Annotated in this window: 17 protein-coding genes and 1 riboswitch; of the genes, 9 read left to right on the top strand and 8 right to left on the bottom strand. The window is 39.3% G+C overall.

All coding sequences use genetic code 11. The features are described from left to right. Window positions 1-5: 5 nt before the first annotated feature. On the top strand, window positions 6-2408 hold the full coding sequence (locus ABD000_RS02405; RefSeq protein WP_343763319.1) for a sodium-translocating pyrophosphatase: 2403 nt from the start codon (window positions 6-8) through the stop codon (window positions 2406-2408). 425 nt (window positions 2409-2833) lie between these two features. Further along, window positions 2834-4090 carry a DEAD/DEAH box helicase gene (locus tag ABD000_RS02400; protein ID WP_343763316.1) on the top strand — a complete coding sequence of 419 codons (1257 nt, stop codon included), beginning with the start codon at window positions 2834-2836 and terminating at the stop codon, window positions 4088-4090. A 77-nt stretch (window positions 4091-4167) separates the two neighbouring features. Here ABD000_RS02400 and typA read toward each other — a convergent pair whose 3' ends face one another. Continuing rightward, the gene (gene typA, locus ABD000_RS02395) at window positions 4168-5964 is read right to left on the bottom strand and encodes a translational GTPase TypA (RefSeq protein WP_425545343.1); all 1797 of its coding nucleotides are present in this window, start codon (window positions 5962-5964) and stop codon (window positions 4168-4170) included. 173 nt (window positions 5965-6137) lie between these two features. Here typA and ABD000_RS02390 point away from each other — a divergent pair, with 173 nt between their 5' ends. From ABD000_RS02390 to ABD000_RS02370, 5 genes are read left to right on the top strand one after another with little or no spacing between them, the layout of a single operon-like run. Then, window positions 6138-7145 carry a Gfo/Idh/MocA family protein gene (locus ABD000_RS02390; RefSeq protein ID WP_343763313.1) on the top strand — a complete coding sequence of 336 codons (1008 nt, stop codon included), beginning with the start codon at window positions 6138-6140 and terminating at the stop codon, window positions 7143-7145. A 1-nt stretch (window position 7146) separates the two neighbouring features. Then, window positions 7147-8154 (top strand): GNAT family N-acetyltransferase, encoded by a 1008-nt coding sequence (locus ABD000_RS02385; RefSeq protein ID WP_343763310.1) that lies wholly within the window; start codon window positions 7147-7149, stop codon window positions 8152-8154. Further along, the gene (locus ABD000_RS02380; RefSeq protein WP_343763307.1) at window positions 8151-9020 is read left to right on the top strand and encodes a formyltransferase family protein; all 870 of its coding nucleotides are present in this window, start codon (window positions 8151-8153) and stop codon (window positions 9018-9020) included. Before ABD000_RS02385 ends, ABD000_RS02380 begins: the two co-directional genes overlap by 4 nt. Then, a complete protein-coding gene (locus ABD000_RS02375; protein WP_343763305.1) occupies window positions 9017-10120 on the top strand; it encodes a DegT/DnrJ/EryC1/StrS family aminotransferase in 1104 nt (367 codons plus the stop codon). The genes ABD000_RS02380 and ABD000_RS02375 overlap by 4 nt, the downstream gene beginning before the upstream one ends. Next, complete coding sequence (locus tag ABD000_RS02370) at window positions 10120-11274, top strand: glycosyltransferase family protein (RefSeq protein WP_343763304.1); 1155 nt, start codon at window positions 10120-10122, stop codon at window positions 11272-11274. Before ABD000_RS02375 ends, ABD000_RS02370 begins: the two co-directional genes overlap by 1 nt. Before the next feature lie 23 nt (window positions 11275-11297). On the opposite strand, the gene ABD000_RS02365 is transcribed toward ABD000_RS02370, so the two are convergent. The 7 genes from ABD000_RS02365 to metK form a co-directional block, all read right to left on the bottom strand. Then, window positions 11298-11987, bottom strand: coding sequence for a hypothetical protein (locus tag ABD000_RS02365; RefSeq protein ID WP_343763302.1), 690 nt, complete (start codon window positions 11985-11987; stop codon window positions 11298-11300). A gap of 1 nt (window position 11988) precedes the next feature. Then, window positions 11989-12915, bottom strand: coding sequence for a glycoside hydrolase family protein (locus ABD000_RS02360; protein WP_343763300.1), 927 nt, complete (start codon window positions 12913-12915; stop codon window positions 11989-11991). Between the two features lies 1 nt (window position 12916). Then, window positions 12917-13615 carry an acetyltransferase gene (locus tag ABD000_RS02355; protein ID WP_343763298.1) on the bottom strand — a complete coding sequence of 233 codons (699 nt, stop codon included), beginning with the start codon at window positions 13613-13615 and terminating at the stop codon, window positions 12917-12919. Window positions 13616-13715: 100 nt separating this feature from the next. Continuing rightward, complete coding sequence (locus ABD000_RS02350; RefSeq protein ID WP_343763294.1) at window positions 13716-14378, bottom strand: hypothetical protein; 663 nt, start codon at window positions 14376-14378, stop codon at window positions 13716-13718. A 191-nt stretch (window positions 14379-14569) separates the two neighbouring features. Next, window positions 14570-15187, bottom strand: a complete 618-nt coding sequence (locus tag ABD000_RS02345; RefSeq protein ID WP_343764009.1) for a deoxynucleoside kinase — start codon at window positions 15185-15187, stop codon at window positions 14570-14572. Window positions 15188-15196: 9 nt separating this feature from the next. Further along, window positions 15197-15985, bottom strand: coding sequence for a hypothetical protein (locus tag ABD000_RS02340; protein WP_343763293.1), 789 nt, complete (start codon window positions 15983-15985; stop codon window positions 15197-15199). A 108-nt stretch (window positions 15986-16093) separates the two neighbouring features. Then, window positions 16094-17350 carry a methionine adenosyltransferase gene (gene metK / locus ABD000_RS02335; RefSeq protein ID WP_343763291.1) on the bottom strand — a complete coding sequence of 419 codons (1257 nt, stop codon included), beginning with the start codon at window positions 17348-17350 and terminating at the stop codon, window positions 16094-16096. 278 nt (window positions 17351-17628) lie between these two features. Beyond that, window positions 17629-17747, top strand: a riboswitch (SAM riboswitch). A gap of 123 nt (window positions 17748-17870) precedes the next feature. Here metK and ABD000_RS02330 point away from each other — a divergent pair. Both ABD000_RS02330 and ABD000_RS02325 read left to right on the top strand, forming a co-directional pair. Beyond that, window positions 17871-19169, top strand: a complete 1299-nt coding sequence (locus ABD000_RS02330) for an O-acetylhomoserine aminocarboxypropyltransferase/cysteine synthase family protein (RefSeq protein ID WP_343763289.1) — start codon at window positions 17871-17873, stop codon at window positions 19167-19169. A gap of 85 nt (window positions 19170-19254) precedes the next feature. Further along, window positions 19255-20238, top strand: a complete 984-nt coding sequence (locus ABD000_RS02325) for an alpha/beta fold hydrolase (RefSeq protein ID WP_343763287.1) — start codon at window positions 19255-19257, stop codon at window positions 20236-20238. Window positions 20239-20244: the final 6 nt, after the last annotated feature.

Genomic DNA, 20244 nt, shown 5'->3' with positions numbered 1-20244 from the left:
AATTTATGGAATCATCAATAATCTATGTGCCTATTGGGCTAGCAATAGTTGGATTAATTTTCATGTTCATCAAAATGGCATGGGTTAAAAAACAAGCTGCCGGGAGTGAACGTATGCAATCAATTTCAAAAAGTATTAAAGAAGGTGCACTTGCCTTTTTAGCGGCAGAATATCGTCTCTTAGCTATATTCGTCGTTATTGCTTCTGTTGCCTTATTCGGAATATCATTATTGGTGGATACAACAAGTTGGATGATTGTTCCGGCATTTATCGCAGGAGCGTTCTTTTCTGCGTTAGCAGGAAATATTGGGATGCGTATCGCCACAGATGCGAATGCCCGTACGGCTGAAGCTGCCAAAACATCTTTGCCTCAAGCGCTAAAAGTTTCTTTTGGAGGAGGTACAGTAATGGGTTTAGGGGTCGCCGGTCTCGCGGTATTAGGACTTAGCTTATTGTTCTTATTCTTCATGAGTCAATTTATCACAGGAGGTGAGTCGTTTTATAAGGAAATGACCATCGTCTTAGAAACCCTTGCTGGGTTCTCTCTTGGTGCTGAAAGTATTGCGCTATTTGCTAGAGTAGGTGGAGGTATTTATACCAAAGCTGCCGATGTTGGAGCAGATTTAGTAGGTAAAGTAGAAGCAGGAATCCCAGAGGATGATCCTCGTAACCCAGCAACTATCGCAGATAACGTGGGTGATAACGTTGGTGATGTAGCGGGAATGGGTGCAGATTTATTTGGATCATACGTAGCTACGGTGCTTGCAGCCATGGTATTGGGTAATTACCTGATTAATGATATGTCCATTGCAACAGGAGAAACCTTTACGGATCCATTTAATAATATGGGACCTATCTTATTACCCTTGGTTATTGCAGGTGTAGGTGTTTTAGCTTCTATCATCGGGACCTTCTTGGTAAAAATCTCTAGCAATGAAGCAAAAGAGGCAAAAGTACAGCAAGCTTTAGATACCGGTAACTGGGTGTCAATCATTCTTACCTTAATTGCTAGTTGGTTCTTGATCGATTGGATGCTGCCAGAAGTAATGAGCATGAAGTTCTTTGGTGAAGGTGTAAAAGAAATTCCTTCACTTAATGTATTCCTATCGGCCTGTATAGGTCTTGCCGTGGGAGCTTTGATTTCATTTGTAACGGCCTACTATACAAGTTTAGGAAAGAAGCCGGTGATGGACATCGTTCAAAACAGTTCAACAGGAGCAGCGACTAATATTATTGCGGGTCTTGCTGTTGGGATGAAGTCTACGTTTGCTTCAGTATTGTTATTTGCAGCCGCGATTTACGGTTCGTATGCATTAGCAGGATTTTACGGGGTTGCATTAGCAGCTTCTGCGATGATGGCTACTACTGCGATGCAGTTGGCAATTGATGCTTTTGGGCCTATTGCAGATAATGCAGGTGGGGTGGCAGAAATGAGTGAACTTGAAGATCACGTTCGTGAGCGTACAGATATATTAGATTCAGTAGGAAATACGACTGCTGCTGTAGGTAAAGGATTTGCGATTGCTTCGGCTGCATTAACTGCACTAGCTTTATTTGCTGCTTATGTTACGTTCACGGGAATCGATGGAATTAACATCTTTAAAGCAGATGTGTTGGCGATGTTATTTGTTGGCGGAATGATACCTGTGATCTTTTCGGCTTTAGCCATGCAATCTGTAGGGAAAGCTGCGATGGAAATGGTAGAAGAAGTACGTAGACAGTTTAGAGAAATTCCGGGGATTATGGAAGGTACCGGCACTCCTGAATATGGTAAGTGTGTGGATATTTCAACTAAAGCTGCACTAAAAGAAATGATCTTACCCGGTCTTATTACGATCATCACTCCGATCATCATCGGTTTGATTTTTGGCGCAGAGCCACTTGGCGGATACATGGCAGGAGTGTGTGTATCTGGTGTGATGTGGGCTATTTTCCAAAATAATGCAGGTGGTGCTTGGGATAACGCTAAGAAGTCCTTTGAAGCCGGAGTAGAAATTAATGGAGAGATGACCTACAAGGGATCAGATGCGCATAAAGCAGCTGTAACCGGTGATACCGTTGGTGACCCTTTTAAAGATACTTCTGGTCCATCAATGAATATTTTGATCAAACTCACCTGTTTAGTAGGTCTTGTGATTGCTCCGATTCTAGGAAATCATGCTGAAGAAAATGAGGTTCTGGGTCAAGCCGAAGAAATGCAAATCAATGTTGAGGTGAATACCGAAAGTAATGACGTTGCTATAGCTGTAGTTACGTTTGAAGAAAATGTAGATGGTGAGAAGAAAATGACCAAAAAAGAATTTACAGGAACTTTAGAGGAAGTTGAGCAAGCGGTTGAAGAGTTTAAAACAGCAAAAGGTGCTCAAGTTATGGAGATAGACATTAAAAAAGATGTGAAGAAAAGCTAAGACGCTCTCTTTTTAATAATTTCAAAACCGGCTCAGTGATGAGTCGGTTTTTTATAGTATGATCATTACTGCGTCCGAATGTCGCTAAGGCTTCAGTATAATAGCAGAGCAGGAATCTTTTAGCGTATTTGGTATTACTCATAATTGAGATTCCTGCCTTACTCCTCCGCTAAAGCTTCTGCGACACGCGGAGGCAGGAAGGACAAATTGAGTTATAAATGGTGTCCTATGGAAAAATCCTATTTATATCCGTTAATCAAATAAATAAGCCTACCTTCGGCGTTTATTAAAAGAGGCTGCTAAAGCTTTTGAAGATTGTTGCATGTAGGATCAATCATGATCCATGAGTTCACTTAGGTAAAGCTACGAAGGACTCCACCTTCAGGTTTCATTATTTTTCCCATCCTCATTACTAATTTATATTTATGACATTTAAAGCCTTAGGCTTGTCGACGCCTTTACTAAGAGCAGTCGATAAAAAAGGGTACGAAGTACCTTCTCCTATTCAGGAAGAAGCAATTCCCACAATTTTAAACAAACAAGACGTATTAGCTTCGGCCCAGACCGGTACTGGTAAAACAGCGGGGTTTACGCTGCCTATGCTTCAGTTGTTGAGTGATCAGCGCCCAGTAAAAGGGAAAAGAGCTATACGTGCACTTATTCTAACTCCTACACGAGAACTTGCAGCGCAGATTTTTGAAAACGTGAAGGAGTATTCAGAATTTTTAGACATTCGATCTGTAGTCATTTTCGGCGGAGTCAATGCTAATCCGCAAATCTCAAAGCTTCGGGCAGGTGTAGATATACTAATTGCTACCCCCGGTAGATTGCTGGATTTACAACAACAGGGCGCCTTATCGCTTTCACGAGTAGAATTTTTGGTACTAGACGAGGCAGACCGTATGTTGGATATGGGCTTTCAACGTGATATCAATAAGATCATGGCGATGCTTCCTAAGCGAAGACAAAATCTGTTGTTTTCGGCTACCTTTTCTAAAGAGATAAAGGCCTTGGCAGGCAAGTTTTTGCATGATCCAAAAACCATTGAGGTTACCCCGGAAAATTCTACGGCAGAACAAGTAGAGCACAGCGTTTATCAGGTGGATAAGCCCAAAAAGACAGCTTTATTGATTAAGCTCATTGATGACAATGAAATGTACCAAGTGCTTATTTTTACCAGGACAAAGCACGGGGCGAATAACCTGACCAAAAAGTTGATCAATGCCGGAATTTCAGCCGCGGCTATTCACGGCAATAAGACCCAAAATGCCAGAACAAAAGCCCTTGCAGGATTCAAAGACGGTTCATTTAACGCCTTAGTTGCGACAGATATCGCCGCTAGAGGACTAGATATACCTCAATTACCGTATGTGATTAATTTTGAACTTCCTAATATCGCAGAAGATTACGTGCATCGTATCGGTAGAACCGGAAGAGCAGGGGAGACAGGAGAAGCTATATCCTTAGTAGCCGGAGAAGAAATGGGCTACCTAAAAGGTATTGAAAAACTCTTGGAAGAAAAAATAAATCGAGTAATTGTAGAAGGGTATGAACCTACCGAAGAAGAGATTTTTGTCAAACCTAAACATGGTTCAGATCGCAAGAATAATTCGCGTGGTAGAAACCACAACCGGAATCGATCAAATGTTTCGAGAAAACCCGCAAACAACAGACGCAGGTAATCCCTTGAAAATAGTGTAAAACGAAGAAAGCTTCCGATGTAAATCAGAAGCTTTTCTTTTTATGGTCAATATAGAGATTAAGCGATTTTATTTCGCTTGCGGTCCACCTCTTTCAAAAATACTTTTCGTAGTCTTAAGTGACTAGGAGTTACCTCAACGTACTCATCTTTCTGGATATATTCCAAAGCTTCTTCTAACGAGAATTTAATCGCCGGAACGATCTTAGCCTTATCATCTGCTCCAGAAGAACGCACGTTAGATAACTTCTTTGTTTTGGTTACGTTCACAGTCATATCATCACTACGTGAATTTTCACCAATCACTTGACCTTCATAGATGTCTTCACCCGGATCTACGAAGAATTTTCCACGATCTTGTAGTTTGTCTATAGAATACGGGATCGCAGACCCTTTTTCCATAGAGACTAAGGAACCATTATTTCTACCCGGGATATCACCCTTCATGGGCTGATATTCCTTAAAGCGGTGTGCCATGATTGCTTCACCCGCAGTGGCGGTGAGCAATTGATTACGTAAACCAATGATACCACGTGACGGAATCATAAATTCACACACCATACGATCTCCTTTGGCTTCCATGCTTAACATTTCACCTTTTCGCATCGTCACCATCTCTACTGCTTTACCAGATACAGACTCTGGTAAATCAATCGTCAATTCCTCAATCGGCTCACATTTGACTCCGTCTATCTCTTTGATAATTACTTGTGGCTGCCCGATTTGTAATTCGTATCCTTCACGTCGCATAGTTTCGATCAACACAGACAAATGTAAGACTCCACGACCAAATACCATAAATTTATCTGCACTGTCGGTTTCTTCAACTCGAAGCGCTAAGTTTTTTTCTAATTCTTTTTCAAGTCTCTCTTTGATGTGTCTTGAGGTCACGAACTTACCGTCTTTTCCAAAGAAAGGAGAGTCATTAATGGTAAATAACATGCTCATGGTGGGCTCATCAATGGCAATGGTTTTTAATCCTTCAGGATTTTCAAGATCAGCAATCGTATCTCCAATTTCAAAGCCTTCTAACCCTACAATCGCACAAATATCACCCGCTTCAACTTTGTCGACCTTTCTTCGGCCTAGGCCTTCAAACGTATGAAGTTCTTTGATCTTAGTCTTTTTGATCGTGCCGTCTCTTTTGACCAAAGAAACTTGCATGCCTTCAGTTAACGTACCGCGTTGGAGTCTTCCGATAGCAATACGACCTGTAAAGGATGAAAAGTCTAAGGAAGTGATCAACATTTGAGGAGAGCCTTCTTCTACCTTAGGCGAAGGAATATGCTCTATCACCATATCGAGTAGGGGCTCAATATTTTCCGTTTCATTTTTCCAATCCTCACTCATCCAATTGTTCTTCGCAGAACCATAAACTGTAGGAAAATCAAGTTGCCATTCTTCGGCACCTAATTCAAACATTAGGTCAAAAACTTTCTCGTGTACCTCATCTGGCGTACAGTTTTCTTTGTCTACCTTATTGATCACTACACAAGGTTTAAGGCCTAAATCAATCGCTTTTTGAAGTACAAAACGCGTCTGCGGCATGGGACCTTCAAAGGCATCTACTAAAAGTAAAACTCCGTCGGCCATATTAAGTACACGCTCTACTTCACCACCAAAATCGGCGTGACCGGGCGTGTCGATAATATTAATTTTCGTTTTTTTGTAAACGACAGATACGTTTTTAGAGGTAATGGTAATCCCTCTCTCCCGTTCTAAATCATTATTGTCCAGGATCAAATCGCCCGTATTTTCGTTTTCACGAAACAGCTGACAATGATACATGATCTTATCAACCAAGGTAGTTTTACCGTGGTCAACGTGCGCAATAATTGCGATATTTCTTAACTGCATGATTACCTGTTTAAAATCGGTGCAAAAGTACTCTTTTAGAACAACACAAAACCTATAAAAGTCAATATTCTTTTGAGTTAAATTATAGTGGTTGTTTTTCTAGTTAAGGGTTTGTTATTGCAGGCTTTGCAACGATTAAGTTTTTTATCTTAGCTTTTACAGAAGTAGACGTTATGAAGGAACTCAATTTTGCAGTAATCGGTTGTGGTCATATTGGTAAAAGACATATTAAAATTATTGAAGAAACTGTCGGGGCCAATTTAAAAGCAATTTGTGATATTAAGGAAGAGATTTTATTTGATTTAGCCGAAGATATTCCAGACGTAGTGACCTACACATCGTTCGATCATCTACTAGATCACGAGGAGCTGGATGTGATATGTATTTGCACCCCACATGCACTCCACGCCCCAATGAGCATTAAGGCGGCCGAAGCTGGTCATCATATATTGGTTGAAAAACCAATGGCGCTAGACAGTGAGCAGAGCAAAAAAATGATTGAAGTGGCAAAAGAAAATAATGTACGCTTGTTTGTGGTGAAGCAAAACCGCTATAACACTCCAATTTTGCATGTCAATAAGGCGATTAAAGAAGGAAAGTTGGGTAAACTATTTATGGTGCAATGTAATGTGATGTGGAATCGCCATCAAGAATATTACAATCAGTCACCCTGGCGGGGGAAAAAAGCTTCAGAGGGAGGCGCCTTACAAACGCAGGTGAGTCATTTCTTAGATTTGCTGGTGTGGTGGTTTGGTAATATCACAGAAGCTAAAACCATCATGGATACGCTCAATCACGACATTGAAATTGAAGATTGCGGAGTTTCTGCCTTGAGATTTGAAAATGGTGCCATAGGCTCTTTGCTGTGGACTACCTGTGTGTATAACGTGAATTACGAAGGGAGTATCACCATAATTGGAGAGAAGGGTACGATCAAAATTGGTGGCAAATACTTAAATGAATTAGAATTTTGGGATGTCCAGTCCTATCCCGTTCCTACAGATCTGGAATTTGACGACAAGCCTAATGAGTACGGAACCTACCAAGGATCCAGTTCAAACCATGATAAGCTTATCGTTGAGTTGATCGATCATATTACCGATAGCCGCAAAGGTGTTGTAGAGGGAGATGAAGGTTTAAAAAGCATCCAGGCGATAGAAACCATTTATCAAAACGCATAAGTTGAGTGTTATTTTAGAAGAGCTTGATGTAAATTCTGCTGTTGGTACGCACCTGTTTGATGATTCGCATTGGCTCAACGTGCTCCAAAAAACATATGATTTTACTTTTTACAGGGTTATCTTCAGGAAAGGATCAAAGCAATTGGTGTTTGCTCACGTTACTTTGCCATATGGTGAAAAAATGATTAGCTTGCCTTTTTCAGATTATGTGAACACAGATGGTGTTCAAGTTGATGAGTTGGTGGAGGTTAAAAAAATGCTTCAGCAAAACTTTCCGAAGGCAAAACTTATTTTCAAGACCACATTGAAGGAAGAGCATAACCTATCTAAAATTGGTGAAATTAGCCGTAAAGCAGTCTATCATCGGGTAGATTTAAACAATCATTTAAATTGTAGTTCATCGTTTAAACGCGGAGTCAAAAAAGCAAAAAAGACAGGAGTTACCATTAAGTTCACTAATGAAGCAGAGTCACTAAAACGTTTTTATACGCTTTATGCTAAATTGAGGCTAGAGAAGTTTAATAGTATTCCGCAGGCATTTTCTTTCTTTCTGCACATCTTTGAGGAGTTTGTAAAAAAGAATAAAGGTTGGATGGTAGAAGCTAGGTATGAAGATAAGGTTGTTGCTTCAGCAATAGTGCTGGCGTCCGGTGATGGATGGTACTATAAATTTGGCGCTTCTGCCCTGGATCAATTGGAGGTGCGACCCAATAATCTACTTTTTCATATGATTATACAGAAAGCTCAGCAAGAGGATGTGGCATTTTTAGATTTAGGCTTAAGCGGAAGCTCTACAGCCTATGAAGGATTAAGAAGATTTAAAGCCAGTATGGGAGGCGAAGAGAACCCCATCCATTACATCACCCACACTCCTGAAGAATATGACCAGGAGGCAGAGACAAATTTTAGTAAGCGTTTGGGGGAAATAACTTCTGGGATCATTGCTAAGAGCCCAACTCCTCGTGAACTCTCTAAATATGCGGAAACTTTATATCCCTATTTCGTATGAAAATAGCGTTGGTTGGAAATAATGATGGGCCTTTGCGTTTGTACAACTCCATGAAGCATGTAGGGTTAACACCGGTATTTGTAGGATTACAAAAAGAACCTTCTGCTGCTGTTTTATCCAGGTATGAAGAAGAAGTAGAGATAGAATTAAACACCAATTTCCAAGAAGAAAAACTACTTAAACATTTAACAGCCCTAAATGAACGACCTGATCTGATCATGAATTGTTTCTGTAATTTTAAGTTTGTTCAGTTATTAGATCATTATATTGTGTTGAACGTTCATCCCTCGCCATTGCCTTTATATAGAGGTAGACATCCATTGCATTGGGCACTTATCAATGGGGAGCAAAGCTTTGGAATTAGTATCCATGAAATGACCCAAGACTTTGATGCAGGTGCGATATACTGGCAAAAAATGATAAGGGTTCCTAAAGCTTGTTCAGTTCAATTGCTGCGGGAGCGTTTGATGAAGGAGTTAGAATCAGATTTTGGATCTTTCTTAAAGCGATATATTCATGAGGAAATCATACCCATACCGAATCCTAGGGAAAAAGCTACTTACATTAAAAGACGTTATCCTGCAGATAGTGAATTGACTGAATGGAATGATGGAGCTATGATTTACCGAAAAATCCATGCGCTAAAAAGCGAAGATCATCCTGCATTTATTCATCTAAATGAACAGAAGATTCCTATTTTTGATGCTGAAATGAGTTTAGGTAAAGCGGAAACCGTATCGAAGGTTACTATTACTAAGGTCAATCCAGATGGTATTCTAGTTACCTCTAAAGATGGTAGAATACTAACGTTAAGAATTAAACATCCGGAAGACTACTCTTTAGAAAAAAATCAAGTTATCTCATGAACGTACCTTTTATCAACTTAAATCAGCAATATTTAAATATAAAGACCGAATTAGACGCAGCTATAGCCGACGTGATTGAGCGATCGAGTTATATCAACGGTCCTTCTGTCAAAAAATTTGAGCAAGAATTTGCGGCTTATCTTGGAGTGAATGAAGTCATAGGCTGTGGGAACGGTACAGATTCTCTTGAGGTGTTGCTAGAGGCCTATGGGATTGGAAAAGGCGACGAAGTGATTGTTCCCTCAATGTCATGGATTTCAACCAGTGAAGTTGTGGCGACCGCCGGAGCTACGCCTGTTTTTGTAGATGTAGATGAAGAATCTTATTGCATTTCTGCGGAAAAGATGGAGGGAAAAATCACAGCGAACACAAAAGCTATTATTGCCGTTCATTTATACGGTCATCCTGCGGATATGCCGACAATTATGAAGTTAGCTAAAAAGCATAATTTAAAGGTTATTGAAGATTCTGCTCAGGCACACGGTGCAGAAGTAAACGGAAAGAAAATAGCGACTTGGGGAGATGCCGGAAGCTTTAGCTTTTTCCCCACTAAGAATCTGGGTGCCATGGGAGATGCAGGCGGCATAGTACTGAGCGATAAGGAAACTGCATTAACGGTTCGAAAAATTCATAATCACGGTCAGTTAACGCGACATCATCATGAATTGCACGGTAGAAACACCAGATTAGATAGTATGCAGGCCGCTGTATTATCAGTCAAGTTAAAACATTTAGATGAATGGACCCGTAAGCGCATCGAACGGGCAGCCTGGTATAACGAAGAATTAGCAGATTGCAAAGATATTCACTTGCCTAAGGTCAAGTCAAATTGTAAACATGTGTACCACTTATTTGTAATCCGTACCAAAAAGCGAAATGAATTAAAAAACTTTTTAGCTGAAAAAGGGATTCAAACCTTAATTCACTATCCATTGTCATTGCCTTTTCAAGCATGTTACGCCGAAATGAATTATAAATCTGATGACTTTCCATTAGCGTATCAATATCAAGATGAAATTCTATCTCTGCCGTTATACCCTGAATTGACGAAAGAGCAGCATAGCTACGTATGTGATCAAATAAAAGCTTTTTTTGCCTAATGAAGCATCGTTTACTTAAGTTTGATATAATTCATCCTACCGAGTATCTGGATCAAAAGAAAAAAGAATGGACAGATCTGGATAAGCTTTCTTTAGCCCAATACAGAGAGCGCTTAATCAAATTGCGGAGTAATTATTCAGATTTCTACACCTATCACCTGAATAAATATGAGGATTGGACTGCCGAAGAATTTTTCTTGATGGATGACGTCTTTATGGAAAAAGTCGAGCAGGAATTATTAGGTAATAAGGCCAAACTCAAACGACTAAAGTTTGCCCTAAAAAAAACCAAACGGTTTAAGGTGACAGATAGAATTTGGCATGAACACTTGATACGTTTGTACATCGCCCAGTTTAAACCAGATGTCATCTTTGTGCGATCACACCCTTTACCAAGTTCATTTTGGAAAAGATTCCGTGAAAACAACTTGCTGGTAGCGCGACTATCTGCGCGTTTACCAAAGCGCTGGCATCCTAATGATTGGGACATGATCTATACCGATCAACCAGATTTTAAAACCTTTTTTGAATTGCACGGGGTTACCACGGTCATCAACGATCAGGGATTTGATAAGCGTATTGTGGATGAACTGATCGAACGTCCTAAGAAGCACGATCTTATTTTTGTAGGTGGTTTGGGAATGCAGAACTTCACCAAACGAACTCACTTCTTTAATACGATCGCCAAAGAAACTGACTTTACGTGGTGCGGATATTGGTGGAGACACGGTGGGGGAGATGGCAGGACACTGGAGGATTTCCCTGCTTTAGCAAAAACATTCAAAGGGTCCACCAGTGGTCTTGAAATGTTTCAGTTGTACAAAGATTCAAAAATAGTGGCAAATGATTACGTGGATACCGCTAATGGAATAGGCTTTAATCAACGTATGTTTGAAGTCATGGGGAGTGGTGCATTTATGCTTACCCGTGAAGCTCCAAACTTTGAAAAAGATTTTCCGCCAGGAATATTTGGAACCTATACCGATGAGAAGGACTTTATCCAAAAAGTCAACTATTATCTATCGCAAGAAGAAGAGCGAGAAGCCATTGCAAAAAAAGGGCAGGAGTTTATTTTATCCAATTATGATTATAGTAGAATTGTTGCGGAGTTTAAACAGGACTTAGAGCGAGAAATTTCAGCTGTAAAGAGTTAGCCTTAATCCATTTATTTCATCGGTTACTTACATAAAACAAAACCATGGGCATTTCTAAACAATGGGTTTGATTTGTCTTTTTCTTCCCAATTGGATTGATCTGTATGTTGAGAAGTATAATCTGATGCTTTCAATATTCTAAAATCAAACGAAACTCTGGATGCGTTTGTTGTGTTCGGCATGGCGCCGTGTAATAGTGAAGCTCCGTTAAATCGTGCATATTGGCCCATCCTAACATTCATAGGGGATAAATCTTCTTTTCCTCGTTCACTTTCTATCCACACGGTATTGGTATCGAATGCTTTGGTTTGCGGTAAAAAATAATTGATTTCCTTTGGATGATGACCGTAATCACTATCCCTATGCAATCTGGATACTCCGGGGGTATCTGCAAAAATAATACGGTGGGTCGGTTTTTCCTGAAAATAAATAGGTTCATCGTACTGTGGTTGGATCACTTCACGAATAAATTTTCCATACAATGTATAGAATTGATCGCCTATGGGAGAATTGAGCTTTTGATAGAGTTTGTTATAGGCTTCAGATTGTTCCATGTTCTTATACATGGAATATGAATCATCGAATTTATCTTGGCTTACTTCTTCATTAAGTTTCAATTGAGATAAATCATCAATCCCTATAAAATCAGAAATGATTTCATGGAAATTGTATTTTTTAGCATTAAATGCATGTATATTAAATGCGTTGGTCATATTATTTTTCTATAGCATATCCAAATCCGGTAGCTCCAAAACCGTTTCCATTATAAAATAAATACTTTTTTCCTTTATGTTTTATGACATTGGGATAGGTCTGCATGGTAGAATCCCAACCCGTCTTAGAGTATGAGATTCCGGCTTCATCATCTTTCCTGGTCCAGTTTATGGCATCTTCTGATTCTGCATAACCGATGCGATACGCTTGTGGACCGTCTCTAAAGTCAACACTTCCTCTATAGCAATACCACATTTTATATATACCATCTTCTTTGATTACTGTGGGACGTGCGTTGGCTTCAAACTTATCCTTGGGCTTTATGCAGGTGACATTATCACGCCGCCAGTGAATTCCGTCTGTTGATTGAGCATATTTAATGATATACACTGGTTCAATTTTACCCAGCGCTTCAACAAATCCTGTGCTACTTGAGTACCACATGTGCCATATATCACCTTCTTTCATCACCGCAGGAGAGGCCGTAAAGTAGGGTTCATTCATATTGCGATCAACGATGGCTCCGTCGAACAAGCGTTCAAATGTTTCTCCGTCATTCTCACTTACCGCTAATCCAATCGCATTTCGATAAGCAACTGATACACTAGGGTTCCAACCAACGTAATAGAGGTATAATTTCCCGTCGTTTTGGGCAATGTTACACGGCATTATACCACCATCATCAAAGGTTCCGCGTTTGCCCAGTGACATGATTGGTCTAGAACTGATATCAAGAATGTTCTTAGGATTATCTGCGGCCACATCAACGTAGGCGACCATACTTTGCCCTTTTTCATTTCGGGGAGAAAAGAATATCCTAAAGACGTCTTCATTGAGTATATGAACAGTAGGAGTACAGGCGTGCGACACCATCCAGTCAAACTGATTGTTGGTATTAAAAATGACTCCTTTTTTTTGCCAGGTCATATTATCCGTTGGATTTATGTGAAATACTATCCAGATCCATACTTTTCTTAGGCATCACGGTAGACCTTGCTCCTAAAATAATTTGGTAAGGCTCAGTATCTTTTGTAATGATAGCTCCCATCCCTACCAGTGTGGCTTCTGCAATCATAGTTTCATCCCGTATGGTAGCATTAACACCAAAGAAAGCATGATCTTCAATGGTACAGGCTCCAGATATTACTACATGGGAGGTAATAAATACGTGGTTTTTTATTACGGTATGATGGCCTATGTGATTACCACTCCATAAAATACAATTATCTCCTATCTTAACATACGGCTGAATATTGTTGTCTTCAAAAATAAAGCAGTTCTCTCCTATATCAAGGCCGGGCCAGGTAGTGGCCTTTGAGCTTACATAACTTACCAAAGAATACCCTTTTTCTTTAGCCGCTTCAAACTTTTCTCGTCGTAAATGACTCATGCGTTTAAAGCTAATGGGCAAAAACATGTAATATTCTGAAGGTGGATAGTGCTCCTGAACGGTTTCAAAATCAACCAACGGTAAATTTTCAAATTGATCAGACTTTCTGTACGCTTTGTCTACACTAAAAGCTACAACCTCGTGTGACGAGTCATGTTTAAAATAAAAATGCGCCAAGCTAGCCAGTTGACTTTCGCCGAAAATAACGATTTTCTTTTGTGAGGTGTCTTTTTCCATAGAATAGTTCCTTGAATTCCCAAAGTAGTTTGAAAATGAGAAATTTTCAACCTCATAGTTCAGGATTAATTATTTATTAACGCTTAAGCAAACAGGTTTTTTATTGTTCTAATAATCTGTCAAGAGTCTTTAACTCTTTTAGCGTGTAAACATTTTGTTTTATTTGTGATTCTAGGTAGCCATAATACGCTGTGATAATATTTTCAAGTCTATGGTCTGTAATGAAATCAATTTCATCAACAGGATAGAGCGTAGTATATCGTACTTTATTGAAGAAATAGGGTGTCACGTATTCTTTGATAAAATCATTAAATAATTCTTCAGTTCGATCCAGTCGTTCTAAAGATTCATACGTTTTAACCAGTTGTTTTCTCAACTCAAAATCTTCTATAAGATCAAGATCTCCAGATTCTGTGATATAGTCCATCGTAATTGTCAATGGTCTATAATCAATATTGTTAGTTAATGTAGCTGATATTTTACCAATTTTAGGATTAGCATATTGCCTGGTTCTAAAGAGTTTTTGCAGGGTGTCCATTTGACTCTTTCTATACTCTAACGTCGCCAATGATGTACTAATCGTAGATATATTCTCTTGATTTTCATTAAAAAAACTCTCTGTATAATGTCTTACCTGAGCTTTGGTTCGATCTCCTTCACGACAGGTATTGAGTTGAAAGGCAATCGTAATACCTATAATAACGATAAAAAAATCTATGATTTTAGATTTCCAATCTATTTTTGAATGCTTCATTTTTTTCATGCAACTAGTTTGAAGTAAAGCTACTTAAGTTGTGAAAGAATACCAATCTTTTTTTTAGGCAGGGATCGGCCAACGGTCAGACAAGTTAAAGCGGCATTCTTTTTATCGTGGCGATTAAGCTTGTCGAAATTATCATAACGAAAATATATAGCAGAAAGCCAGGTTCCCATACATGAAGAAAGCCTTGCCCATTAAATGAATAATCCGTGGACCTCTGCGTCGATTTTATTGATGATATTACCTAAATCTTCGGGTTCATCCACAAAATTGACATTATCAACATCAATAACAATCAACTTGCTTTTATCATAATCTGAAATCCAGGCCTCATAGCGCTCATTGAGACGGCTTAAATAATCAATGGATATCGAATTTTCGTATTCGCGGCCTCTTTTTTGGATTTGCGAAACCAGATTAGGGATGGAACTTCTCAAATAAATCATTACGTCGGGTCCTTTAACCAATCCTTCAATTAAGTCAAAAAGTGACTTGTAATTCTCATAATCACGATTTGTCATAAGTCCCATCGCATGAAGGTTAGGAGCAAAAATATGTGCATCTTCATAAATGGTTCGATCTTGAATGACCGTTCTTTTACCATTTCTAATTTCTTTCATTTGGTTAAACCGACTTTTCAAAAAGTAGACTTGAAGATTGAATGACCAGCGCTCCATAGAGGTGTAAAAGTCCTCCAGGTAGGGATTATCCAACACATCTTCATAAAGAGCTTTCCATTTGTAGTGCTTTGCGAGTAATCCTGTAAGTGTGGTTTTACCGGCACCAATGTTTCCGGCTATGGCAACATGCATCATTTTGTGTTACTTTTTGGAGTGGTTAAGAGTATAGTAATGGATCGCATTACCGTCGTAAATATAGAATTTTTCACCGTTTAGGTAAAACTGTTGCGGGATAACTTCTAAATTTTCTAAAGGTTTTAGGCTTTCGTCTTTACGGGTGTATAAAGAATATCCGGTATCCTTGCTATATAAAATAAGCTGCTGATCTCGTTCACAAAGTTGAACGATATTTGGAATAGGAATACTATTCGTAAGTACTCCATAAAGAGAATAGGTGAGTAATTGATCTTTGGTGATCTTATACGCATAATTATATCCTGTATCGAATAGTAAAGCAGCTTCTTTTAGCGGCGGTGTATTTGCTACAGATCGTTGCTGCAAATAATCAAAGAGTTCGATTTGATTGAGAAGCGTATTGTAGATCCAAATCGTTTGACCTTTGCCGGATCCTGCAAAATCAACCGCTTTGATTGACGGCAATTCATTAAAGTTGATACGGGTGATTTCATTGAGGCGATTATCCAGGATTACTACCGTATTAACATCCCTGTAAAACAGTAAAATTTTTAATGGGTTTAATATGTCAACACTTGTAAGCTCACCGAGTTGCAGGTCTACGAATTGTGTTTTTTGGTTTTTTTGTTGTTTAAAAAATGTATTTTCTTTTACGTAGAAAAGATTATTGAAATCATCAATGCCAACGAATATATCTGCATCAAGAGGGGTTATCGTATCTGCAGAATGCACCAAGACATCTTGAGCAAGTCCAACGTTTGTAGCGAATAGTAAGAATATCAGGACATGTTTCATATCTCCTGAAATGTACAAAAGTTTATTGACAAGCTGATTTCAGAATTTTCGGTAAGAACTATTCCTCACTTTGCCTATCTTTTGATTGTATAGCGCGTAGATCGTCTTTTATAACTTAAAAGCCTTCTTTACCTTATCGACAAAATCCAATTTTTCCCATGTGAAAAATTCAACTTCTTTGGACACTTTTCCTGAATATGGACTTTCGTATACCTTAGTTTCGGTTCTGGGTTCTTTACCCATGTGACCGTATGCCGAAGTTTCTCTGTATATCGGATTGCGTAATTTTAACCTGGATTCAATCGCTGCAGGACGCATATCAAATATATCGGCTACTTTTTTGGCAATTTCACCGTCATTGAGGTCAACACTGGCAGATCCATAGGTATTCACAAAAATAGAAGTAGGCTCAACCACACCAATGGCATAACTTACTTGCACTAATACTTCAGACGCTACGCCTGCTGCGACCAGGTTTTTCGCAACGTGACGGGCGGCGTAAGCCGCACTTCGGTCTACCTTACTAGGGTCTTTACCACTAAATGCACCACCGCCATGAGCTCCTTTCCCGCCGTAGGTGTCGACAATGATCTTTCTTCCGGTTAATCCTGTATCTCCATGAGGTCCACCAATGACGAACTTACCGGTAGGGTTAATATGGTATTGAATATTTTCGTTAAATAAGTCCTTGACATAATCTGGTAATTGCGCCTTTACCCGTGGAATCAAGATTGAAATAATATCCTCTTTAATTTTTTTAAGCATGGTGTCGTCATCACTGTCAAACTCATCATGCTGCGTAGAAACAACAATCGTATCGATGCGTTGAGGTTTATTATCATCGCTGTATTCAATGGTTACCTGGCTTTTTGAATCTGGACGTAGGTAGGTTATCTCTTTTCCTTCACGTCTTAATTTGGCCAATTCAATGAGAATCTTGTGGGAAATATCCAATGCCAGTGGCATGTAGTTTTTAGTCTCATTGGTGGCGTATCCAAACATCATCCCTTGATCCCCGGCACCTTGCTCTTCTTTTTCTCCGCGATCAACGCCTTGGTTTATATCTGGTGATTGTTCATGAATTAGAGAAATTACCCCACAAGAATCGCCACTAAATTGATATGCTCCTTTGGTATACCCTATGTCATTAATAACATCTCGTGCAATTTGTTGAACGTCCAGGTAGGTTTTAGATTTTACTTCCCCTGCAAGAACAACTTGCCCTGTGGTGACTAAGGTTTCGCAGGCTACTTTTGAAGATGGATCGAAAGCTAAAAAATTATCAAGTAATGCGTCGCTGATTTGATCTGCGATTTTATCGGGGTGTCCTTCAGAAACACTTTCTGAAGTAAATAAATATGCCATGTATACTGTAAATTTAATCGGATGGATTTGACGTAGAAATTGAATTTTCCTAACAGCCTAAGTCTGTTTTAGCAATTTTTAACGAGGTTGCAATCAGTCAAATCCGTCCTCTTTTTCTATGGGAGCAAAAGTAATAAAAACTGCCTGACCTCAAAATGCCTGAGTCTCTTTTCACAAAAGCTTAGTAACTCCATTAATTTAAAAATTAACAAAGTTTTATTTTGATTTCTAAACTTTGTGTTGCAATATTTGTCCAATAAAGTTCAAACACATTTTGACTGTTATAAAGAAAGGCAGAGGGATTAGACCCATTGAAGCCTTAGCAACCCTTACATTAATCTAATGATTTAGTAAGAAGGTGCTACATTCTACCGCGCATCGCGTGGAAAGATAACAACAACGTTTTTTCATTTTTCTTGAAAAAACATATCCTTTCTACATAACATTATAAATACCATTGCTTACAAAAGCATTGGCGTTTGGCTTTTTATTTCATTTTTAACTCTTAAAAAGCAACGTAATGAGTACTACACATTTTTCAACCAATGCACTTCATGCCGGTCATGATGTGACGACTAACGGAGGTACAAGAGCCATCCCTATCTATCAATCAACCAGCTATGTATTTAATAACGCAGAGCACGCCGCCAATTTGTTTAATCTTTCTGAACCCGGGTTTATTTATACCCGTATAAACAATCCCACAAATGATATTTTAGAGCAGCGCCTAGCGGCACTGGAGGGTGGAATAGCAGCGGTGTCAACCGCATCTGGTACAGCTGCTATTAATACCACATTGTTAACATTACTAAAGGCTGGGGATCATATTGTGGCGTCAAACAGTCTATACGGTGGCACGTATAACTTATTAAGTGTCACCTTACCCAGATTTGGAATAACAACTACTTTTGTTGATCCCAGTGATCCTGAAAATTTTACAGCTGCCGCTCAAGAAAATACCAGAGCAGTATTTATCGAATCCTTGGGGAATCCAAAGTTAGATGTTCTGGATATCAAAGCAATTGCTCAAAAAGCAAAAGATCATAAGGTTCCGCTGATTGTAGATAACACCGTTGCTACACCGTCTTTGCTGAATCCCATTGAGCACGGTGCTAACATTGTGATCCATTCTTTGACCAAATATATCAATGGAAATGGTACCGCGCTGGGCGGAATCATTATTGACGCCGGAACGTTTGATTGGGCCAATGGTAAGTTTCCAGAATTTACAGAACCCTCTCCCGGATATCATGGTTTGGTCTATCATGACGCACTACAAGAAGCAGCATTTATCGCAAAAGTGCGTATTGAAGGATTACGAGATCACGGTGCTGCATTGAGTCCATTTAATGCGTTTCAAATTCTGCAAGGATTGGAAACTTTAGAAATTAGAATGAAAAAACACAGTGAAAATGCCCTGGCACTTGCACATTGGTTAAAGGAGCAATCCCTTGTAAGCTGGGTCAATTATCCGGGATTGGAAGAAAGCAACTATCATGACCTGGCCAAACAATATCTCCCAATTGGGCAAAGTGGTATAGTCACCTTTGGAGTTATAGGGGGCTTTGAATCTGCTAAAAAAATTGCAGATGAGACCAAATTGTTTTCACTGTTAGCCAATATAGGTGACAGCAAATCACTGATTATTCATCCTGCTAGTACAACGCATCAGCAGCTTAAAGACGAGGATCAATTGTCAACCGGTGTTACAAAAGATTTGATCAGGCTTTCCGTAGGACTAGAGCATATAGAAGATCTAAAAGCTGATTTAAGAGAAGCTTTCACTACGATCAATAAAAGTGCGCTGGTAACTAATTAACACATAAAATCTCATTTTACTTCCTCTCCCACCGGGAGAGGATTGAGGTGAGGGCTTACAATGTAAATGGCTTAATTATTTCATTATGCTTAAAGAAATTTATATCTCATCCTTTACAACACACACGGGTTTTGAACGAGATATCACATTATATTACGAAACCTTTGGTCCTCCACTGGGTAAGGCTCCGGTTGTATTGGTTAACCACGCATTGACAGGAAACTCCACTGTTACCGGTGAAAAGGGATGGTGGAAAGACCTGATAGGTACTCAAAAGTGCATCGATACAGATCATTTTACTGTTCTCGCATTTAATATTCCGGGTAATGGCTATGCCGGTAAATCGGTTGATTTAATAGAAAACTATACAGATTTTAATTTACAGGATATGGCTCAGCTGTTTTTACTTGCCATTGATCAACTTAATATTGATAGCATTTTTGCCGTGATTGGTGGATCGATTGGTGGTGCACTGGCGTGGCATCTGGCGGTAACTCAACCTGCGTTATTTGAGCATATCATACCCATCGCGACAGATTGGAAGGCAACAGACTGGCTTATTGCGCAATGCAAGGTGCAAGAGCAGATTTTGTTACACTCAGATCAGCCGGTTCATGATGCACGCATGCATGCGATGACGTTTTATCGCACGCCTCAATCGCTTCAGCAAAAGTTTCGGGCAGAGAAGGATGAGAAAGGAAATTTTCAGGTGGGACAATGGTTGCTTCATCATGGCAAAATGCTTAAGGATCGTTTTGAACTTTCAGCATACAAACTAATGAATCACCTCTTAATGACGATAGATGCTACTAACGGTAGTGGCGATATTTTCGCTTCCGCGGAAAAAATTAAAGGTCGACTAAAAATGATTTGCGTGAACACAGATGGTTTTTTTCTCCCCGAAGAAAACTGGGATACCTACGTACTCCTTTCTGAAAAAATGGATAATGTTCATATTTCAGAAATTAAATCCATTCATGGTCATGATGCTTTTTTAATGGAGTACCATCAACTAAGTGCTATCCTAAAACCTATTTTTCAACCAATACATCACGCAGAAGCGATCTAACACTCA

The organism is Gangjinia marincola (genome assembly GCF_039523415.1).
GTDB lineage: Bacteria > Bacteroidota > Bacteroidia > Flavobacteriales > Flavobacteriaceae > Gangjinia > Gangjinia marincola.
The sequence above is the reverse complement of the archived record's forward strand: the minus strand, read 5'-3'. Positions and strand labels throughout refer to the sequence as shown.

What these genes read in the sequence shown, in the direction of transcription:
- ABD000_RS02370 (WP_343763304.1), top strand. Translation starts at nt 10,120, where the DNA reads ATGAAGCATCGTTTACTTAAGTTTGATATAATTCATCCTACCGAGTAT.
- ABD000_RS02390 (WP_343763313.1), top strand. Translation starts at nt 6,138, where the DNA reads ATGAAGGAACTCAATTTTGCAGTAATCGGTTGTGGTCATATTGGTAAA.
- ABD000_RS02340 (WP_343763293.1), bottom strand. Translation starts at nt 15,985, where the DNA reads ATGAAACATGTCCTGATATTCTTACTATTCGCTACAAACGTTGGACTT.
- ABD000_RS02365 (WP_343763302.1), bottom strand. Translation starts at nt 11,987, where the DNA reads ATGACCAACGCATTTAATATACATGCATTTAATGCTAAAAAATACAAT.
- ABD000_RS02405 (WP_343763319.1), top strand. Translation starts at nt 6, where the DNA reads ATGGAATCATCAATAATCTATGTGCCTATTGGGCTAGCAATAGTTGGA.
- ABD000_RS02375 (WP_343763305.1), top strand. Translation starts at nt 9,017, where the DNA reads ATGAACGTACCTTTTATCAACTTAAATCAGCAATATTTAAATATAAAG.
- ABD000_RS02345 (WP_343764009.1), bottom strand. Translation starts at nt 15,187, where the DNA reads ATGCATGTTGCCATAGCCGGAAACATTGGTGCCGGTAAAACCACACTT.
- ABD000_RS02350 (WP_343763294.1), bottom strand. Translation starts at nt 14,378, where the DNA reads ATGAAAAAAATGAAGCATTCAAAAATAGATTGGAAATCTAAAATCATA.
- ABD000_RS02355 (WP_343763298.1), bottom strand. Translation starts at nt 13,615, where the DNA reads ATGGAAAAAGACACCTCACAAAAGAAAATCGTTATTTTCGGCGAAAGT.
- ABD000_RS02360 (WP_343763300.1), bottom strand. Translation starts at nt 12,915, where the DNA reads ATGACCTGGCAAAAAAAAGGAGTCATTTTTAATACCAACAATCAGTTT.
- ABD000_RS02400 (WP_343763316.1), top strand. Translation starts at nt 2,834, where the DNA reads ATGACATTTAAAGCCTTAGGCTTGTCGACGCCTTTACTAAGAGCAGTC.
- ABD000_RS02380 (WP_343763307.1), top strand. Translation starts at nt 8,151, where the DNA reads ATGAAAATAGCGTTGGTTGGAAATAATGATGGGCCTTTGCGTTTGTAC.
- ABD000_RS02325 (WP_343763287.1), top strand. Translation starts at nt 19,255, where the DNA reads ATGCTTAAAGAAATTTATATCTCATCCTTTACAACACACACGGGTTTT.
- typA (WP_425545343.1), bottom strand. Translation starts at nt 5,964, where the DNA reads ATGCAGTTAAGAAATATCGCAATTATTGCGCACGTTGACCACGGTAAA.
- metK (WP_343763291.1), bottom strand. Translation starts at nt 17,350, where the DNA reads ATGGCATATTTATTTACTTCAGAAAGTGTTTCTGAAGGACACCCCGAT.
- ABD000_RS02330 (WP_343763289.1), top strand. Translation starts at nt 17,871, where the DNA reads ATGAGTACTACACATTTTTCAACCAATGCACTTCATGCCGGTCATGAT.